At 68.3% G+C, this 17,318-nt stretch carries 14 protein-coding genes; 3 read left to right on the forward strand and 11 right to left on the reverse strand.

The window, feature by feature from the left end; translation table 11 throughout:
- Positions 1 to 35: 35 nt before the first annotated feature.
- Both YQ44_RS12740 and YQ44_RS12745 read right to left on the reverse strand, forming a co-directional pair.
- A complete protein-coding gene (locus tag YQ44_RS12740) occupies positions 36 to 515 on the reverse strand; it encodes a MepB family protein (RefSeq protein WP_071323699.1) in 480 nt (159 codons plus the stop codon).
- The gene (locus YQ44_RS12745) at positions 512 to 745 is read right to left on the reverse strand and encodes a hypothetical protein (RefSeq protein ID WP_071323700.1); all 234 of its coding nucleotides are present in this window, start codon (positions 743 to 745) and stop codon (positions 512 to 514) included. The genes YQ44_RS12740 and YQ44_RS12745 overlap by 4 nt, the downstream gene beginning before the upstream one ends.
- Positions 746 to 872: 127 nt before the next feature.
- Between YQ44_RS12745 and YQ44_RS12750 the strand changes: the two genes are divergently transcribed.
- Positions 873 to 1,256, forward strand: coding sequence for a TfoX/Sxy family protein (locus YQ44_RS12750; protein ID WP_071323701.1), 384 nt, complete (start codon positions 873 to 875; stop codon positions 1,254 to 1,256).
- Between the two features lie 3 nt (positions 1,257 to 1,259).
- Here YQ44_RS12750 and YQ44_RS12755 read toward each other — a convergent pair whose 3' ends face one another.
- From YQ44_RS12755 to YQ44_RS12780, 6 genes are all read right to left on the reverse strand, one after another.
- Complete coding sequence (locus YQ44_RS12755; RefSeq protein ID WP_071323702.1) at positions 1,260 to 2,264, reverse strand: 2-hydroxyacid dehydrogenase; 1,005 nt, start codon at positions 2,262 to 2,264, stop codon at positions 1,260 to 1,262.
- Between the two features lie 139 nt (positions 2,265 to 2,403).
- Complete coding sequence (locus YQ44_RS12760) at positions 2,404 to 3,594, reverse strand: hypothetical protein (protein WP_071323703.1); 1,191 nt, start codon at positions 3,592 to 3,594, stop codon at positions 2,404 to 2,406.
- Between the two features lie 13 nt (positions 3,595 to 3,607).
- Positions 3,608 to 5,167 (reverse strand): MBOAT family O-acyltransferase, encoded by a 1,560-nt coding sequence (locus tag YQ44_RS12765; RefSeq protein ID WP_071323704.1) that lies wholly within the window; start codon positions 5,165 to 5,167, stop codon positions 3,608 to 3,610.
- Entirely contained in the window at positions 5,157 to 6,248 is a 1,092-nt protein-coding gene (locus YQ44_RS12770; protein WP_071323705.1) for a glycosyltransferase family 4 protein, read from the reverse strand. Before YQ44_RS12770 ends, YQ44_RS12765 begins: the two co-directional genes overlap by 11 nt.
- 48 nt (positions 6,249 to 6,296) lie before the next feature.
- Positions 6,297 to 7,784 (reverse strand): oligosaccharide flippase family protein, encoded by a 1,488-nt coding sequence (locus tag YQ44_RS12775; RefSeq protein WP_071323706.1) that lies wholly within the window; start codon positions 7,782 to 7,784, stop codon positions 6,297 to 6,299.
- A gap of 15 nt (positions 7,785 to 7,799) precedes the next feature.
- Positions 7,800 to 9,884, reverse strand: a complete 2,085-nt coding sequence (locus YQ44_RS12780; RefSeq protein ID WP_232251274.1) for a glycosyltransferase — start codon at positions 9,882 to 9,884, stop codon at positions 7,800 to 7,802.
- Between the two features lie 180 nt (positions 9,885 to 10,064).
- On the opposite strand from YQ44_RS12780, the gene YQ44_RS12785 reads away from it, so the two are divergent.
- Entirely contained in the window at positions 10,065 to 11,375 is a 1,311-nt protein-coding gene (locus tag YQ44_RS12785) for a putative O-glycosylation ligase, exosortase A system-associated (RefSeq protein WP_071323708.1), read from the forward strand.
- Positions 11,372 to 12,316: a polysaccharide deacetylase family protein gene (locus YQ44_RS12790; RefSeq protein WP_232251275.1), complete on the forward strand. Its 945-nt coding sequence runs from the start codon at positions 11,372 to 11,374 to the stop codon at positions 12,314 to 12,316. Before YQ44_RS12785 ends, YQ44_RS12790 begins: the two co-directional genes overlap by 4 nt.
- Here YQ44_RS12790 and YQ44_RS12795 read toward each other — a convergent pair.
- The 3 genes from YQ44_RS12795 to YQ44_RS12805 form a co-directional block, all read right to left on the reverse strand.
- Positions 12,225 to 14,318, reverse strand: a complete 2,094-nt coding sequence (locus YQ44_RS12795; protein ID WP_232251276.1) for an asparagine synthetase B family protein — start codon at positions 14,316 to 14,318, stop codon at positions 12,225 to 12,227. The genes YQ44_RS12790 and YQ44_RS12795 overlap by 92 nt on opposite strands.
- Before the next feature lie 95 nt (positions 14,319 to 14,413).
- Complete coding sequence (locus YQ44_RS12800) at positions 14,414 to 15,652, reverse strand: pyridoxal-dependent decarboxylase, exosortase A system-associated (protein ID WP_071323709.1); 1,239 nt, start codon at positions 15,650 to 15,652, stop codon at positions 14,414 to 14,416.
- A complete protein-coding gene (locus YQ44_RS12805; RefSeq protein ID WP_071323710.1) occupies positions 15,649 to 17,259 on the reverse strand; it encodes an acyl-CoA ligase (AMP-forming), exosortase A system-associated in 1,611 nt (536 codons plus the stop codon). The genes YQ44_RS12800 and YQ44_RS12805 overlap by 4 nt, the downstream gene beginning before the upstream one ends.
- Positions 17,260 to 17,318: the final 59 nt, after the last annotated feature.

Consider the following 17,318-nt stretch of genomic DNA (forward strand, 5'->3'; position numbering starts at 1 on the left):
ATGGCTGCACCGGCAAGCTGGCCGCCGGACGCCGCTCAGCCAGCGCCGTCCGGCAGTTTCTCCAGCTGTTTTTCCAGCCCTGAGCGGTCGCCTGCCGCCACAAAACACGCCCCCTGCCAGCGCTGCGTGCGCTGCGCCTGGCTTGACGCCGGGACACACCACGGCGCATACACGCGCAACGCGCGCTTGCCGCCCATGCCGGCGCGCGACATGACGCCCCGCTCCAGCAACACGGCACGCGAAAAAATGAAGTAACCATGCCGCCCGCCGTCAGCCACGGCGACGATGACGGCATCGACCGCGTCGCCGTCGTCCAGCGGCGCGATCGCGGCGCCGGGATGCGGGCGTTTCCAGACGGTGAAGAACTGGCCGATCTTGGTCGGCGTCGTCCTGGCAATCCGCAAGACCAGCCGCAGGCCGTGCAGTTCCGCGCGGCCGGCGCCGTAGTCGGCGCTTTCCGCCTCGGGCACGGGCGCCTGCGCCAGGCCGAGGATATCCCAGGGGCGGTTCGTCATTCCGTGCTGAACTCGGCGGCCGCCTTGGCCGCCCACAGCGCTTCCGCGTGGCTGGCGAACGGGCTGTCGTAGCCGTCGATGCCGCCATCGTCATCGACGAAATACAGCCACCAGCCGTCGGCCTGCTGGCGGATGGCCGTGTGGCCCGGTGCGCAATGGCGCGCGATGTCCTCGCTGGCGGCCAGGGTGGTGATGGTGATGCCGCGGTGGTTGATGGCGTGGGTTGTCATGGCGGGCTATTCAATGCAAGATAATCAATGCGCGCAGTGTAACCGCTGCGGCAGGATAGCAGGCAAAAAAGGGGCTCCCGCGGCCATGGCTTGCGCTACACTGGCATCTGGAACCAGGGAGACAGACATGGCGTCACAGCAAGGCACGGTGGATTTTTTGCTCGACCAGATGGCGGGTGCGGGCGGCGTCAGCGCGAAGAAAATGTTTGGCGAGTACGGCCTGTATTGCGACGGCAAGATGTTCGCCATCGTCGCCGACGACCAGCTGTTCATCAAGCCGACGGATGTGGGGCGCGACTGGATCAGCGCGCAGGGCGCGCTGCAGGAAGCGCCGCCCTACCCGCAAGCCAAGCCGTATTTCCTGATCGACGGCGGACTGTGGGACGAGCGCGACTGGCTCTCCCAGCTGGCGCGGCGCACGGCCGATGCCTTGCCGCTGCCGAAACCGAAGCCGCCACCGAAGCCGAAGGCGCCGGCCAAGGCGACAGCCGTAGCCAGGACGGCAAAATAGGCGTCAGCCGGCCAGCACGCTGTTGGCGCAATCCTTGTCCTGGCGGAAACACGCAAGGTTGTGGTAAGTAATGGCGGCGATTTCGCGCAGCGCCTCGATGGTGAAGAAGCCCTGGTGGCCCGTCACCAGCACGTTCGGGAAGGTCATCAGGCGCTGGAAGATGTCGTCGTCGATGATGTCGGACGAGCGGTCCTGGAAGAACAGGTTGCTTTCCTGCTCATAGACGTCGATGGCCAGCGAGCCGAGCTGGCGCGATTTCAGCGCCTCGATGACGGCGCCCGTGTCGATCAGGCCGCCGCGCGAGGTATTCACCAGCATGGCGCCCTTCTTCATCAGCGGCAAGGTTGCTTCGCTGATCATGTGGCGCGTGCTCTCCATCAGCGGGCAATGCAGCGAGACGATGTCGGACTCGGCCAGCAGCCGCGGCAACTCCACCATCGTGCCCAGATCCGCGAACGCGGGGGCCGGGAACGGGTCGTGGCCCAGCACCGTGCAGCCGAAGCCCTTGAAAATGCGCGCCGTCGCCAGGCCGATCTTGCCCGTGCCGACGATGCCCACCGTCATGCCGTGCAAGGTGGAGCCGAGCAAGCCGTCGAGCGAGAAATTGCCTTCGCGCACGCGGGCATACGCGCGGTGCGTGTGGCGGTTCAGGGTCTGCACGAGGGCCAGCGTGTATTCGGCCACGGCTTCCGGCGAATACGCGGGCACGCGGGCGACGAACAGGCCAAGGCGCTTGGCCGCTTCCAGGTCGAGGTTGTTGTAGCCGGCGCAGCGCAGCAGGATGGCGCGCACGCCGTAGCCGTGCAAGGCTTCCAGCACGGGCGCGTCGAGCACGTCGTTGACGAAGACGCAGACGGCTTGCGCGCCTTGCGCCAGCACCACGGTTTCCTGGCTCAGCAAGGCGCTGTGGTACACCAGTTCGATGCCGGCGGCGTCCGGCTGTGACGGCAAGGCTTCATCGAAGAAACGGCGGTCGTAGGGCTGGCTGGCGAAGAAGGCGATTTTCATGGGGCGTCCTGTCAAGTGAACCGGCGAAAAACAATGCCGGATGGCAAAACGCCATCATAGCGCAGCCGTCCCGCCCCTTGCGTACGCCTGAACAGTGCATCGGCACGGCTCGCCTTTATGCCCGCCCTGCCGCCCCGCCTCAATGCGGGATGCGCGGCCCGTTGAGTATCTTTTGCACATACGCCGTCTCTTCCGCGTGCTCGACGTGATAGCGGTCGCGCGCGGCGCGCATGGCCGCGTGGTGGGCGTCGATATTCGCCTTCGTCAGTTCGACGCCGAAATCGGCCGGCGGCACGAGGTCGCCGCCAAACAGGCGCGCCAGGATCAGGCGGCCCACGTTATCGCGGTAATGCGACACTTCCCAGTAATAGCGCATCTCGGCCCGGCCGCTGACGAGCGGGATCGGGTCCGTCGTGACGCTGTTGAAACCGGAAAAATCGTACAGGCGTACGTCGCAGCCCGCCGCGCGGTGGCGTTCGACGAATTGCACCAGGCCCCGCTGCCAGGCCTGCATGGCATCCCACTTGCCGCGCCAGTGCAGCACATCCATCGTCAGCGCGTGCGTGGGGTTGATGTACAGGCGCAGCCGCATGCTGCCCCGGCACAGCTTGCCGACGCTGGCGTCGAGCGCGGGCGTGGATGGCGGCGTCGGCCCTTCGCCATCGCCGAATTCCTGCAGCCGCAGCGGGATCGCATGGGCCGCGCCGCCCCAGCCCTTCATGCGGCTGATGACGCAGGTTTCGTCGCGCTGCCCGTACAGGGCCAGGCTGGAGCGGCAGACGTCGCCGAAGCTGCCGTTGAGGATGCGCAGGGTGTCCTGCGTCATGTCCACCGTCAAGCCCCGCTTCAGGTTGAGCAAGGCGCGCCGCGCGAAAAAGCCGTGGTCGTCGCCCGTCAAGCCGTCTTCCACGCGGGCCGAACCGAGGTCCATGGAAAAGGTGGGCGCGTCGACGCCCCACACCATGGTTTCGATGCGGCTGACCTTGGCCGCATGCTCGGCCAGGCGGATGGCGTCGCCCAGCGAGGCGCCCGAGACGGCGCTGTTGAACACGCTCTTGTCCGGGAAGGTGGCTTGCGCGCGCGTGGGCAAGCCCATTTCCGTGCGCGAATTGCCGATGTAGATGATGCTGGGCCGGTAACGGGCCACGGCATACGTCTTGCCCCAGGCGCTCAGCTTTTCATTCGTCGGGCGCAGGCGCTGCAGCAAGGGAGTGTCCCACTGGTGCAGCAGATAGGGATCGATGCGGTAATTCATGGCCGAGACGAGGGCCAGCACGAAGAAGGCGACGGTAAAGAACCAGGCCAGGTAGCGGCGGGAGATGGTATCCATGACGTGTCCCTGCTCAGAATTGGAAGTAGAGAAATTCGGTGACCCGGTTCATGCCGAAGATGCAGGCGACGAACAGCGCGGCAAACCCGAGGCTCCAGCCGCGCGTGGGCCGCCAGCTGAAGGCCCAGCGCCCTTCGGGCTGAAATATTCTTTCAAGCGCGGGCTCGTAGAGAAAGAATATTTCTTGCGTATTCGGCGCCTTGAAGGCCAGCACGATGGCCAGCAGCAGCACGGGCAAGCCGGGGCCCATCAGCTCGATCCAGCGGATGCCGTCGAACGCGGGTTGCAGCCCCCATTGCGCGAGGCCGGCCGCATGGCTGGCCAGGCCGCGCGGCAGGCTCACGCCGTTCGCCCCCACCAGCGCGCCGAGGATGTCCCAGGCCGTGGCCACGTCGGGCGCGCGGAAGAAGATCCAGGCCAGCATGACGACGGTAAATGTCAGCGCGGCCGGCCACCAGCGTCCCGTGGCCGCGCCGAACGCGCGGCGCCACGCCTGCTGCACCACGAGGAACAGGCCGTGCAAGCCGCCCCAGATGACGAAGGTCCAGCCGGCGCCATGCCACAGGCCGCCCAGCAGCATGGTCAGCATCAGGTTGCGGTAGCGGATGGCCTCGCCACGGCGGCTGCCGCCCATGGCGATATACAGATAGTCGCGCAGGAAACGCGACAGTGTCATGTGCCAGCGGCGCCAGAACTCCGTGATGTTGGCGGCCTTGTACGGCGAATTGAAGTTCAGCGGCAATTTCACGCCGAACATGCGCGACAGGCCGATGGCCATGTCGGAATAACCGGAAAAGTCGAAATACAGCTGGAAGGTATAGGCCAGCACGCCGATCCACGCCTCGAGCAGGTTCGGTTCGGCGCCGGCCGCGAAGACGGGAATGGCCAGCGGCGACAGGTTGTCGGCGATCAGCACTTTTTTCGCCAGCCCGACGACGAAGATCGACATGCCGATGGCCAGGTTGGCCGCGCGCGGGTGGCCGCTGGCCGGGTCGGCGAACTGCGGCATCATCTCGCGGTGGTGCAGCACGGGGCCGGCGATCAAATGCGGGAAGTAGCTGACGAACAGCATGTAATGGATGAAGCGGTATTCGCGCACCTCGCCCCGGTAGCAATCGACGAGGAAGGCGATCTGCGTAAAGGTGAAGAAGGAGATGCCGATCGGCAGCACGATGTCGAGGCCGGACCACGGCAGGCTGGCCGCGCCCGCGCCGGCGGCCACGGCGTTGACGCTGTCGATGAAGAAGTTTGCGTATTTATACCAGGCGAGCAAGCCCAGGTTCAGCGCCAGTGCCGCCACCAGCACGCGCTTGCGGGCCGCGCCCGCGCTCGAACCGATCAGCCGGCCGGCCCCATAATTGAGGCAGATCGAGGCCAGCAGCAGCGGCAGGTAGCGCACGTCCCACCACGCATAAAAGAACAGCGAGGCGGCGGCCAGCCAGGCGGCGGGTGCCAGGCGGCGCCAGCCGGGCTCCGCCCTGGTGCCCGCCGGCGCCAGGCGTTCCAGCAGAAAATAGCCTGCCAGGACGATGGGCAGGTAGGCGCACAGGAAAGCAAAGGAATTAAACAGCATGGCTCCTCCTTGACGGCTGCGCGGCGGCAACGGCGGCCGCATGCAGCTGGACATAGCAATCGGCGATCTGGCCCGCCACCCGTTCCCACGTAAACCGCTCCACCAGCGCCTGCACGCGCAGGCGCGCGGGCGGCTGCGCCAGCAGTTCCGTGATGGCCAGCCGCTGCGCGGTGCCGTCGTCCCAGCGCACCTTGCGCAGCGCAAACGCGGAATCGGGCAAGTCGAGCGCGCTTTGCGCCGTCATGACGACGGGCGTGCCGGCCGCCAGCGCTTCGAGCACGCTCAGGGGAAACACTTCGCCCTGGCTCGGCAGCGCGGCCACGGCCGCCGCATGGTAGGCGCTGGCCAGCAGCGGGTCGGCATGGTCGAGCGCGCCGAGCCAGCTGACGTGGGGCAAGTCCAGCAACTGCTGCAGATAGCCCTGCTGCTCGCGCGGCGCGGCGCCGATCAACACCAGCGGCAAGCCGGCGCCGGCCAGCGCCTGCGCCAGACCCAACTGGTTTTTATACGGCGAAATGCTGCCCACCATCAGCACGAACGGCCCGGCGATGCCCGTCTCGCGCAGGAACAGGTCGCCGTTGGCCGTGAAGAAATGCGGGTTGATGCCGTTCGGGAAGACGCGGATGGACTGGGCCGGCATGCCGAAACCGTGCACGATGGCGTCGCGTTCGGCCTCGCCCAGCGCCACCACCACATCGGCCAGCAGCAGGGCGCGCCGCGTCTGCGCGTAACTCGTTTGCACCATCCATTCCGTCAGCCGCCCCGCCAGCCGGTCGGCCAGCCGCGCGCGCCAGGCGCTGGCGCGGCTCCAGCTGGGCGGCAGCAGCGGCGACAGCACCACCGGCACGCCCAGTTCCCTGGCCGTTTCCACGATGCGATAGTTGCCGTTGCTTGCCGAAAACACGTGCAGCACGTCGAAATCGGCCAGCCGCTCGTGGTTGGCGTCGACCAGCTGCACCTCGAGCGGGCGCGCCGCGTGAGTGTGCAGGCGGTTCAGCGCGGCCACGGTCTCGCGCACCTGCACCTGCAAGCCGCCGTCGCGCTGGAACAGCATCGGATAAGACAGGATACCGACACGCATGTTCGTCCTTTCGTTCCTGCGCGCCATCCGGGACCGTTGCGGGTCCGCTCAGCGCGGCGATTTGACGGGCAGCCAGCGGCTGGCCAGCTTGCGTTGCAATAACAGAAACTCGGCGGCGATCTCGTGTTTCACCAGGAAGACGCCGGCGATCCAGCACAGCAAGGTGGCCAGTCCCGTGCCGGCCAGCGCCAGCAGCGCGGCGCCATACGGCAGCTCGTCCGGCAGCCACAGCAGCATGCACAGCGGCGGCGCACCGCTGAGCGCGCACAGGACCAGGCTCTTGCGCACGGCCCGCGCCAGGATGCCCCAGTGCAAGCCGTTCAAGCGCCGCAAGCAGCCATACGCGAGCCAGCTGCGCAGCACATTGCTGAAGACCACGGCCCAGGCCACGGCCACCAGTCCCAGCGGCGCCGCCAGCAGCAGCGCCGCCACCTTCAGGCTGCCGGCCCAGGCGTCGAGCCGCACCTGGGCGCGCATCTGGCCCGTCGCCACGAACAGGTAGCGCGCCATACTGAACATGCTATACACGGCCGCCGACAGGCACATGATGCGTATCAAGGGCACACAGCCCAGCCATTGCGGGCCATACAGCACCTTGACCAAGGGCAAAGCCATGCACCCGAGGAAGAGAAAAAACGGCCAGGCCAGCGCCGTCATATAGCTGATCGTGCGCAGGTAGGCATCTGCCGCCCCGCCCGCCCTGCCCGTCTCGCCATCCTCGCGCGCGCGCGCCGCGAACAGGGGGAACACGACAGGTGAGATGGCGCTGGTGATGGCCTGGTTGAAGAGATTGAGCACGCTTTGCGCCTTGCCGAACAGGGCCAGGCTGTCGATGCCGATCAGCTTGCCGATGATGAGGTCCGGCGCCGCCACGCCCGCCTCGTCGACGAGGCCGCCGCCCGTCGCATACGCGCCAAAGCTGGCGATGGCGCCCATGCCGCGCCGCCCCGGCAGCCATGGCAGTTCCTTCGGCCGCAGCAGCAGGCTCACCAGTAGAGATGCGGCCGCGCCGGCCAGCGCCGCCCACACCATGCTCATGTAGCTGTGGCCCAGCAGCGCCAGCAGCACGGCCACCAGCAGGTTGACGACGCTATTGGCCGCGTTGATGGCGTAGATGGCGCGAAAGCGCAGCTGCCGGCGCAGCATGGGCAAGGTCAGCGCGCTGAAAGGGATCAGCACGAGGTTGATCGACAGCAGCCGCAGCACGGGCGTCAGGCGCGGCTCGCCATAAAACCGCGCCAGCGGCGCGCTGGCCAGCAGCACCAGCGCCGCCAGCAGCCACGCCACGAGCAGGCTGGTGGCCAGCGCGGCGCGCAGTTTCACGCGGTCCAGGCGCTTTTCCTGGATCAGGTACTGGCCCACGCCAAAGTCGCGCACCACCTGCGCCAGCGCCACCAGCACGGCGCCCAGCGAATACACGCCCACCTCGGCCGGCGTCAGCAGGCGCGACAAGATCATGGTGCCGACGATGCCCAGCAGCAGCACCGTGTATTTCTCGGCAAAGGAAAACAGGAAGGAATGGCGCGTGGCGTTCATCGCGGCGGCCCGCGCCTACACCAGGCCCGCATAGAACTGGCGCAGCTGGCGTTGCAGGCGCGGCATCGAATAGCGCTGCACGGTTTCCGCGCGCGCCAGCCGTCCCATGCGTTCGCGCCGCGGCGCGTCGCGCAGCAGCCCGGCCACGGCGCCGCAGGCGGCCTCCTCGTCGCCGGGCGGCAGCAGCAAGCCGCCGCCGCTGTCGTGCAGGATATCGCGCGTGCCCGGCACATCCGTGCCCACGGCAGGCACGCCGCAGGCCATCGCTTCGATGGTGGCGATGCCGAAGCCTTCGTTCTTGCTCAGCAGCAGATGCAGGTCGAAGGCCGGCATCAGCAGGTCGATGCGCGCCTGGAAGCCGGCAAACACGATGCGCGGCGCCAGCCCCAGTTGCTGCGCCTGCAGGCGCAGCATGGCCTCCAGCGGCCCCGTGCCCACGAGTACCAGATACAGGCCGGGAAACTGCGGCGCCAGGCGGGCGAACAGGGCCAGCAGCGCCTGCGGCCGCTTTTGCGGCGACAGCCGCGCCACCGAACCGAGCACCAGCGCGTCCTGCGGCAAGCCCAGCTGCCGGCGCGCCAGCACGCGCCGCTCGGGCGAGACGATGAAGGCGTCCGTATCGACGCCGTTCGGGATCACGGCCAGCCGCGTGGCCGGCTCCAGCATGTCGCGGTACAGGTCCAGGAAATGCCGCATGGCCGACGGCGACACGGCATACACGCCCTTCACGGCGCGGAACGCTTCGCGCAGGAACGGGCGCTGCCAGTCGCTGAACGGCGCCAGCGGAAACGCATTGTGCACGCTGATCACGGCCGGCAGCCTGCATTGCCGCGCCAGCCAGACGATGGACGCGCCATAACTGGTCCAGCAAAACGCCACGTGGACGAGGTCGGGCCGCAGCCGGCGCAGCCGCCACGTGCCCGTCAGCATGGCGCGCAGCCGGTTCCAGCGCCGCCACGCCCAGTGTTCGAGAAACAATGGCGGCTCGTACACGCGCACGCGCAGCCGCTGCGCGCGCAAGCCCTGCGCCCAGGCGGCAAAGCCGGGAAAGCGCCGCAGCGCCAGCACGCTGTCGTAACCGCTGTCGTCGAGCATGCGCGCCTCTTGCGCCATGCGCAGCTCCATGCCGCCCAGTTCGCCCGAATAACTGCTGATGACGATGCGCGGCAGCCGCTTGCGCCGTCCGCGCCACGCTTCATGGAAAAAGCCGCGCAGCTTCGCCCGCTCCCACTGGTGCAGGAACAGGCTGGCAGGGTCGCGCCGCAGCCAGGCCAGCGCGGCGCCCACGGTGTCGCGCAGGTAGCGTCCCAGCATCCAGCGCGGCACGCCGAGCAATTCCACGCTCGCCTCGGGCAGGGCCAGCCGGCATTGGCCCCGCCCGAACAGCATGGCGCGCCGCAATATCCAGTCGCGCCGCACCTGCGGTGCGCGGATGATGTGGGCCACCCTGGCCTGCGGACAGAACCATGACGGGTTGCCGGCCGCGTGCATTTCCAGGTTGAGCCGGGTCTCGCTGCCCATGGCATAGCTGGCGCCCTGCGGGCCGATGCTTTCGTCATAGCGCGCGCCCGCCTCGAAGATGCGGCGGCGGATGGCCATGTTGGCGCCCCATACGAGGCCCGGATAGACGGGGCCGTCGCGCAGCTCGGGGCTGGTGATGCCCCACGTCAGGCCGACGGGCGTCAGGCGCAGCAGCCAGTCCGCCGGCCTTGCGCGCCAGGCGGGCACGATGGCGCCGCCGAACAGGGCGTAGCCGGGATGGCTGCGTGCGCTGTCCTGCAGGCGGCACAGCCAGTCGCGCTCGGGCAGGGCGTCGTCGTCGCCAAAGACGAACAGTTCGCTGCCATCGCCGCCGTGGCGCAAGGCGTGTTCGACGGCGTCGTTCAGGGCCGGACTGCGGCCGCGCCGCGCCACGTACACGGAGCTGAGAGGCAAGCGCGCGCGGAAGGCGGCGATCACGTCCGCCGTGGCGTCGCTGCTGCCATTGTCGGCGATGACCAGGCGCCAGCCGCCCTGTGGCGGGCGCAAGCCCATGTACGCCTGCAAGACCTGGGGCAAGGTGCCGGCGCCATTGTAGGTCGCCATGAGAACGGTCAACAAGCGCAAGCCTCCTTGGTCTTACTATCATCAAACTGATGAAGTGATGCTGATGTGATGGAGTGATGCCGATGCACAGCGCACGAAACCAGTGTAACCAGCCTGCCCGCCAGCCCGTTGACCGGCATCAAGACCCGCTCCCAGGGCGCCGGCGGCAGGAGACAACGAGGAGCGTCCCCCTTCATGCGCGACATCATCGTCACCATCATTATCCTGGGCTCCCTGCCCTTCATCCTGAAGACGCCGGCCATTGGCGGCCTGATGTGGGTCTGGGTCAGCGTGATGAATCCGCACACGCAGGCGTGGGGCTTTGCCACCCATTTGCCCTTCGCCTTCATCATCGCCATCACCACCATGCTCAGCCTGGTGATGACGCATGCGCCGCGCAGCCTGCCGCTGACGCCCGTCAGCGTGCTGCTGCTGCTCTTTACGGCGTGGATGAACGTCACGGCGCCGTTCGCGCTGCTGCCCGAGCCGTCGTGGGAGCAATGGAACAAGGTCATGAAGATCATGCTGATGAGCTTTGTGGTGATGATGGTGATACGCACGCGGCAAGATATCGTGCGCCTCGTGTGGGTGCTGGTGGGATCGATCGGCTATTACGGCGTGAAAGGCGGCATCTTCACGATTCGCAGCGGCGGCACGGAGCGCGTGTGGGGGCCGGAAGAAACGTTCATCGGTGACAACAACTCGCTGGCCCTGGCCCTGATCATCACCATCCCGCTCATGTATTACCTGCAGCAAAACACGGACCGGCGCTGGCTGCGCCACGGCTTGTCGGCGGCGATGCTGCTGTCGGCCCTGGCCGCGCTGGGTTCGTATTCGCGCGGCGGCCTGCTGGCCATTGCCGCCATGGGCCTGTTCATGTGGCTGAAGAGCGACCGCAAGCTGGTGCTGGGAGCACTGCTGTGCCTGGTCGCTCCCCTGCTGCTGGCCTTCATGCCCGAGCGCTGGAGCGAGCGCATGGACACCATCCACAGCTACGAGGACGACGTCTCGGCCATGGGCCGCCTGAATGCCTGGCGCATGGCCTACAACCTGGCGCGCGACCGCTTCTTCGGCGGCGGCTTCGACGTCTCCGAGCCGGTCGTCTTCGCCCGCTATGCGCCGAATCCCATGGACGTGCATGCGGCGCACAGCATTTACTTCCAGGCGCTGGGCGAACATGGCTTTGTCGGCCTGGCCATCTACTTGGCGCTGGGCATCGCCACCTGGCATACGGCCGCCGTGATCATCCGTTTGACGCGCGGCAACGCCGAGCTGCGCTGGGCGCACGGCCTGGCCACCATGAGCCAGGCCAGCCTGATCGGCTTTGCCGTGGGCGGCGCCTTTCTCAGCCTGCTGTATTTCGACATGCCCTACTATTTGATGGCCGTGCTGATCGCCACGCGCATCGTCGTCGAGCAGCATGTGCGCGACCACGCGCCGCTGGCGCACCGCGCCAGGCCCAGGGCCGTGGAGAAGGCAAAGACTTCCGTCGCGGGGCAGCCATGACCGCCATGACGCCCTCCCTGTCGATCCTGATCTACCACCGCGTGCTGGCGCGGCCCGACCCCCTGTTTCCCGGCGAAGTCGACGCCATGCTGTTCGAGCGCCAGCTGCGCCTGCTCAAGCGCTTCTACACGCCGCTGCCCCTGGCCATGGCCGTGCGGCGCCTGCAGGATGGCAGCCTGCCCGCGCGCGCCGCATGCATCACCTTTGACGATGGCTATGCGGACAATGCGCAGGTCGCCCTGCCGCTGCTGCAGCGCCACGCCATGCATGCCACCTTCTTTATCGCCACCGGTTACCTGGACGGCGGGCAAATGTGGAACGACAGCGTGATCGAAGGCGTGCGCCACGCGCCCGGCCCCAGCCTTGACCTGCACGCATATGGCCTGGGCAAGCTGCCCATCGCCAGCCTGGCGCAGCGGCGCGCCGCCATCGCCACCTTGCTGGGCCAGCTCAAATACCTGCCCTTCGCCCAGCGCCAGTGCCTGGCCGTGCAGGTTCGCCGGATGGCGGGCGCCACCATGCGCCGGCCGCAGATGCTCAGCACTGAACAGCTGCGCCGCCTGCACGCGGCCGGCATGGGATTGGGCGCGCACACGGTCAGCCATCCTATCCTGGCCACCCTGTCGCCGCGCGCCGCGCGCCTCGATATCGCGAATGGCAAGCGCCAGCTCGAGGAATTGATACAGGCGCCCGTCACCCTGTTTGCCTATCCGAACGGCAAGGCAGGCCAGGACTACGGCGCGGCCCACGTGGAGATCGTGCGCAGCCTGGGGTTTACGGCGGCCGTCGCCACGGACTGGGGCGTGGCCCGCCCCCATGCGGGACTCGACATGCTGCAGCTGCCCCGTTTTACGCCGTGGGATCGAGGACGGCTGGCGTTTCTGTGGCGCATGCGGCAAAACCGTGCGCAAGCGCACCGAGCGCAGCCGGATGCTGGCTGAGCCACTGCTCCAGCATCAGCAGCAGCCACACCATGGTGCCGTGATAGGCCGGATGCTCGGCCAGCAGCCGTCCCTGCAAGTCGTCGATGAAGGCGGGCCGCACGATGCCGCGCCCGCGCAGCTGCGTCAGGTTATCGAAGGCGAACTCGCGCAGCGGCGCATGGCTGTGCAGCCACAGGCCGAATGGCAAGCCGAAGCCGTGCTTTTTCTTGCGCACGATGGCCGGCGGCAGGATGTCCGCCAGCGCCCGCTTGAAGAATGGCCGCAGCCGCATGCCGTCGAGCTTGTCGCGCGGCGCCAGGCGCGCGGCAAACGCCACCATCGCGTCGTGCAGGAAGGGAAACGCCGCTTCCACGCCGGCCAGCTCGCACGCCTTGCGCACCTTCAGCAAGTCGTTGTCGGCCAAAGTAAAGCGCATGTCCAGCGCCAGCAACTCGTTGATCTGGCTCAGGCCCAGCCCCTGGCGCTGCCAGTACGCGCCGTTCAGGCAGCCGGACGCCATGCCGGGGTCGATGGTATCGATGAAACCGTCCTCGAGCACCGTGCGGTGGCCATGGCACAGCAGCAGGTTATGGCTGTCCAGGCGCGCCGGCAAGGGCATGCTGGCCTGTTCGATATAGCGGCGCGCCTTGTCGCCCAGCCGCCACGGCCGTTCCACGCGCCGGCGAAACAGCAGCGGCTCGATGATGGCCTGGCGCAACATCGCCGGCAGCCGCTCATAGCCGGACAGCAAGGCCTGGCGCGCGTAGCGTTCATTGCCGCCAAACAATTCGTCGCCGCCATCGCCGCCCAGCAGGCGCGTCACGCCATCGTCGCGCGCCATCTGCGCACAGTAAAAGGCGGGGATGGCCGAGGCATTGCCGAATGGCTGGTCGAATACGGCCGCCATGGCGGGTATCGCGGCCAGCACGTCGTTTGGCGTCACGTAGCGCTCATGGTGGATGCTGCCCGCATGACGGGCGGCCAGGCGCGCGTAGGCCATCTCGTCGTAGCCGGGCGCGTCGAAGCCGATCGAATACGTGCGCGCCGGCCGGCCCGTCACCTGGCCCACGACGGCGGCCACGGTGGAACTGTCAGTGCCGCCGCTGAGAAAAGCGCCCGTGCTTTCCCCATCCGCGCCCAGGCCCGCTTCCACCGCCTGGCGCAGGGTGCGCAGGAATTCCTGCTTCTTGCCCGCAAAGCCCGTGCGCGCCAGCGCGTTTTCCTGGAAGTCGAGCTGCCAGTAGCTGCCCTTGCATTGCCGGCCCGCGCGCACGTGCAGGTATTCGCCGGGCAGCAATCGCTGCTGGCCCAGGTAGGCCGTGGCGGGAGCGGGCACCATGTGGAAGAACAGATAGTGGTACAGCGCTTGCGGATCGAGGGCGCCGCGCACGGACGGATGGGCCAGCAAGGCATCGTGCGAGGAAGCAAAGAACAGGCCGTGCGCATTGCTCGTGTAGCTGAGCGGATGGATGCCGGCCCGGTCGACGGCCAGCAGGGCCGCGCCGGAGCACGCATCGACGATGGCCAGCGCGAACGGCCCGGACAGGCAGGCGCAGGCGGCCGCGCCCCGACTCAGCCACAGGGAAGCGAGGCGGCGCGCCACGTCGTCCGTCGAACCATCGAGCGCGGGCCGGCCCCAGATCGCCACCTGCAAGCCCTCCTGCTGGTGCAGGTGGCGGCTGCCGTCGATGGCGGCCACGGCCACGGCGCCCGCCTCGCCCGCGCTGGCGGCCAGGGGCGCCGAGTCAAAGCGCGACAGCGGCGCGGCCATGCGCGACAGCGCCGCCGTCGCCACGGCATCGGCCTGGGTAGGCGCAGCGGCGCCGGACAGGCCAGCGCCGGCAGGTTCGGCCGCCGGCTGATCCCCCAGGCGGCCATCCGCGCCGGCGGCAAGGCCAGCTTGCCGGCCGGCAGCCAGATGCTGCGCGGCCGGCGACGCGGCCCCAGCCATGGCGGCGGCAGGCACGGCGCCAGCATCGCCGCTGCCGCAGGCGGCACTGGCAACGCGGTCATTCGCCACGCCAGCGTCAGCATCAGCGCCATCATGCGCATGCGCGGCACCCGGCGCGACGTTCCCGCCCACCCCGCCCAGTGTCAACCAACCGCACAGGCCGCTCATACGAGCACCTCGGCCGGCAGCGGATGGCCGAGGAAGGCCGTCGGGCTGGCCGTCAAGCCATACGCGCCCGACTGGAACACCACCACCAGGTCGCCTTCCTCGGCGCGCGCCATCTCCATCTGGTCGGCCAGCAAGTCGAGCGGCGTGCACAGGGGGCCGACGACGGACGCCAGCTCGCGCGCGCCGCCGCGCAGGCGGTTGCCGATGGCGACCGGGTAATTCTTGCGTATCAGCTGGCCGAAATTGCCCGAGGCGGCCAGGTGGTGGTGCAAACCGCCATCCGTGACGAGAAACACCTGTCCATGCGATACCTTGCGCTCAAGCACCTTGCACACATAGATGCCCGCCTCGGCCACCAGGTAGCGGCCCAGTTCCAAATTCAGGCGCGCTCCGGGCGCCGCCGCGCCCAGCTTGTCAAGCTGCAACTGCAAGCCGGCGGCCACCGGTCCCAGGTCCAGCGGCTGTTCGCCGGGAAAGTACGGCACGCCGAAGCCGCCGCCGATATTCAGCACGCGCAAGGGAGCGGGCGCGCACGGCGCCAGTTCCAGCGCCAGTTGCACGCTGTGCTCCTGCGCCTCGGCCAGGGCCACGCCCGACAGGTTTTGCGACCCGGCGTAGATATGAAAGCCGTGAAAGTCCAGCCCCAGCTGGCCGATGCGCCCCAGCAGCGCCGGCACGAGGGACGCATCGACGCCGAACGGCTGCGCGCCGCCGCCCATGCGCATGCCCGTGCGGCGCAAGGCGAAGTCGGGATTGATGCGCACGGCCACCCTGGCCGCCAGGCCCAGGCGTTCGCTGGCCAGCGCCGTCCTTTCCAGCTGCGCGCGCGATTCCACATTGATCAGCACGCCCGCCGCCACGGCGCGCGCCAGTTCCGCATCGCTCTTGCCCGGCCCCGCAAAACTGATGCGCCCGACCGGCATCGTCGTATCGAGCGCCGTCGCCAGTTCGCCGCCCGACGCCACGTCGATGCCGTCCACCAGCCCCGCCAGCAGCTGTACGACGGCCGGCATGGGATTGGCTTTCATCGCGTAATGCACATGCACGCCAGCCGGCAGGGCGGCGCGCAGTTCGGCCACGCGGCGCACGATATGCGCGCGTTCATACGCATAAAATGGCGTGCCGCCCACGCGCTGCGCCAGCCGGCGCAAGGGTACCCCGCCCACTTCGAGCATGTCGTCGGCCACGGCGAACTGGCGCAAAGCCGCATGCGACGGCAGTCCGGGCGCGTTCATGCGCCTGCTCCTGTTTGGACCGCATACGCGCGCGCCAGTTCCCTGGCCAGCAGCGGACGGTCGATCTTGCCGTTCGGATTGCGCGGCAAGGCGCCGTCGCGGATATCGACCCACAGCGGCACCATATAACTGGGTAGCCGGGCGCGGCAGGCTGCCAGCACGGCGTCGCGCAGCAATTCCACGCCCGGCGCCCGCGTGACGAGCAAGGCGATGGCCTGGCCCAGCACGGCATGCGGCACGCCCAGGGCGACCGCCTCGCCCGCCAGGCCGCTCGCATACACGACTTCCTCGATCTCGGCCGGGCTGACGCGATAGCCCGACGTCTTGATCATGTCGTCGCTGCGGCCGACGAAATACAGATAGCCGTCCGCATCGCGGCGCACGGTGTCGCCCGACCAGACGGCCAGCTCCGGCAGCACCAGCCCGCTGGCCTGCGGCGGCAACGGCTTGAAGCGCTCGGCCGTGCGCGCCGCGTCGTTCCAGTAGCCGAGCGCCACCAGCGCGCCACGGTGCACCAGTTCGCCTGGCTCGTCGGGCGCGCAGAGGCTGCCATCGGGGCGCAGCACCAGCACCTCCGCGTTCGGGATGGCGCGTCCGATGGAATCGGGACGCCGCTCCAGCTGCTCGGGCGCCAGATAGGTCGAGCGGAACGCCTCCGTCAAGCCATACATCAGGTAGACCTGCGTGCGCGGCAAGGCCACACGCAGCTTGTCGAGCGTTGTTTTCTGCATCACGCCGCCGGAATTGGTGATGTAGCGCAAGGGCGTGGACAAGGGCCAGCTCAGCTGCGACAACTGCACCCACAGGGGCGGCACAGCGGCCAGCCCCGTGATGGCTTCCTGCTCCACGGCTTCGACGATGTCGCGCAGCAGCAGATAATTCATCAGCACGGCGCAGGCGCCGCTGGCGAAGGCCGTCGTCAGCTGGCTCAGGCCGTAGTCAAAACTGAGCGGCAAGACGCACAGGATGCGGTCCCGCGGCGTGTTGTGCAAATACCCCGACACGCTGAGGGCGCCCGCCATCATGTTACGGTGTGACAAGACCACGCCTTTCGGACTGCCCGTGCTGCCCGAGGTGTACAGGATGGCGGCCATGTCCGTGTCGATCACGGCGTGCGGCGCCGCTACGTCGCCTTCATGCTGCGCGGCCGCCTGCAGCGCGGCGTTCCAGGACAGCAGCCGCAGGCGGCCCAGGGCCGATTCCAGGCCGGGTTCGCCCACCAGCAATACCGCCTGCAAGTCCGGGCAGGCGGCCAGCGCCGGGCCCAGCTGCGCCAGGCGTTCGCGCGACGTGACGAGGATGGCCACGTTGCAGTCGGCCAGGATGTACGCCACCTGGTCCGGCTTGAGCAGCGGGTTGACGGGCACGAACACGCCGCCGGCCGCCGCCGCGCCAAACATGGCGCTGACGTTTTCCGGGCGCTTTTCCAGGTAGACGCCGACCCGCCCGCCGCGCGCCAGGCCCAGGGTCAGCAAGGCCCAGGCGCAATCGCGCACGGACTGTTCCAAAGCGCCATAGCTGGTTTCCTCGCCCTGCCACGACAGGGCCGGCGCCTCGGGGGCGCGCCGCGCCGTCTCGCCTATCAGCTCGTGTATCAGTGTTGCCATCGTCTCGCCCCCTGGTCGGCATGCTCGTGCATGTATCCCCTATGATTGGGATAAACGGA

It is taken from the genome of Janthinobacterium sp. 1_2014MBL_MicDiv (assembly GCF_001865675.1).
In the GTDB taxonomy this organism is placed as follows: domain Bacteria; phylum Pseudomonadota; class Gammaproteobacteria; order Burkholderiales; family Burkholderiaceae_D; genus Janthinobacterium.

Bases quoted from the DNA above. Each gene is read 5' to 3' on its own strand.
- YQ44_RS12740 (WP_071323699.1), bottom strand. From the start codon at position 515: ATGACGAACCGCCCCTGGGATATCCTCGGCCTGGCGCAGGCGCCCGTG.
- YQ44_RS12745 (WP_071323700.1), bottom strand. From the start codon at position 745: ATGACAACCCACGCCATCAACCACCGCGGCATCACCATCACCACCCTG.
- YQ44_RS12750 (WP_071323701.1), top strand. From the start codon at position 873: ATGGCGTCACAGCAAGGCACGGTGGATTTTTTGCTCGACCAGATGGCG.
- YQ44_RS12755 (WP_071323702.1), bottom strand. From the start codon at position 2,264: ATGAAAATCGCCTTCTTCGCCAGCCAGCCCTACGACCGCCGTTTCTTC.
- YQ44_RS12760 (WP_071323703.1), bottom strand. From the start codon at position 3,594: ATGGATACCATCTCCCGCCGCTACCTGGCCTGGTTCTTTACCGTCGCC.
- YQ44_RS12765 (WP_071323704.1), bottom strand. From the start codon at position 5,167: ATGCTGTTTAATTCCTTTGCTTTCCTGTGCGCCTACCTGCCCATCGTC.
- YQ44_RS12770 (WP_071323705.1), bottom strand. From the start codon at position 6,248: ATGCGTGTCGGTATCCTGTCTTATCCGATGCTGTTCCAGCGCGACGGC.
- YQ44_RS12775 (WP_071323706.1), bottom strand. From the start codon at position 7,784: ATGAACGCCACGCGCCATTCCTTCCTGTTTTCCTTTGCCGAGAAATAC.
- YQ44_RS12785 (WP_071323708.1), top strand. From the start codon at position 10,065: ATGCGCGACATCATCGTCACCATCATTATCCTGGGCTCCCTGCCCTTC.
- YQ44_RS12790 (WP_232251275.1), top strand. From the start codon at position 11,372: ATGACCGCCATGACGCCCTCCCTGTCGATCCTGATCTACCACCGCGTG.
- YQ44_RS12800 (WP_071323709.1), bottom strand. From the start codon at position 15,652: ATGAACGCGCCCGGACTGCCGTCGCATGCGGCTTTGCGCCAGTTCGCC.
- YQ44_RS12805 (WP_071323710.1), bottom strand. From the start codon at position 17,259: ATGGCAACACTGATACACGAGCTGATAGGCGAGACGGCGCGGCGCGCC.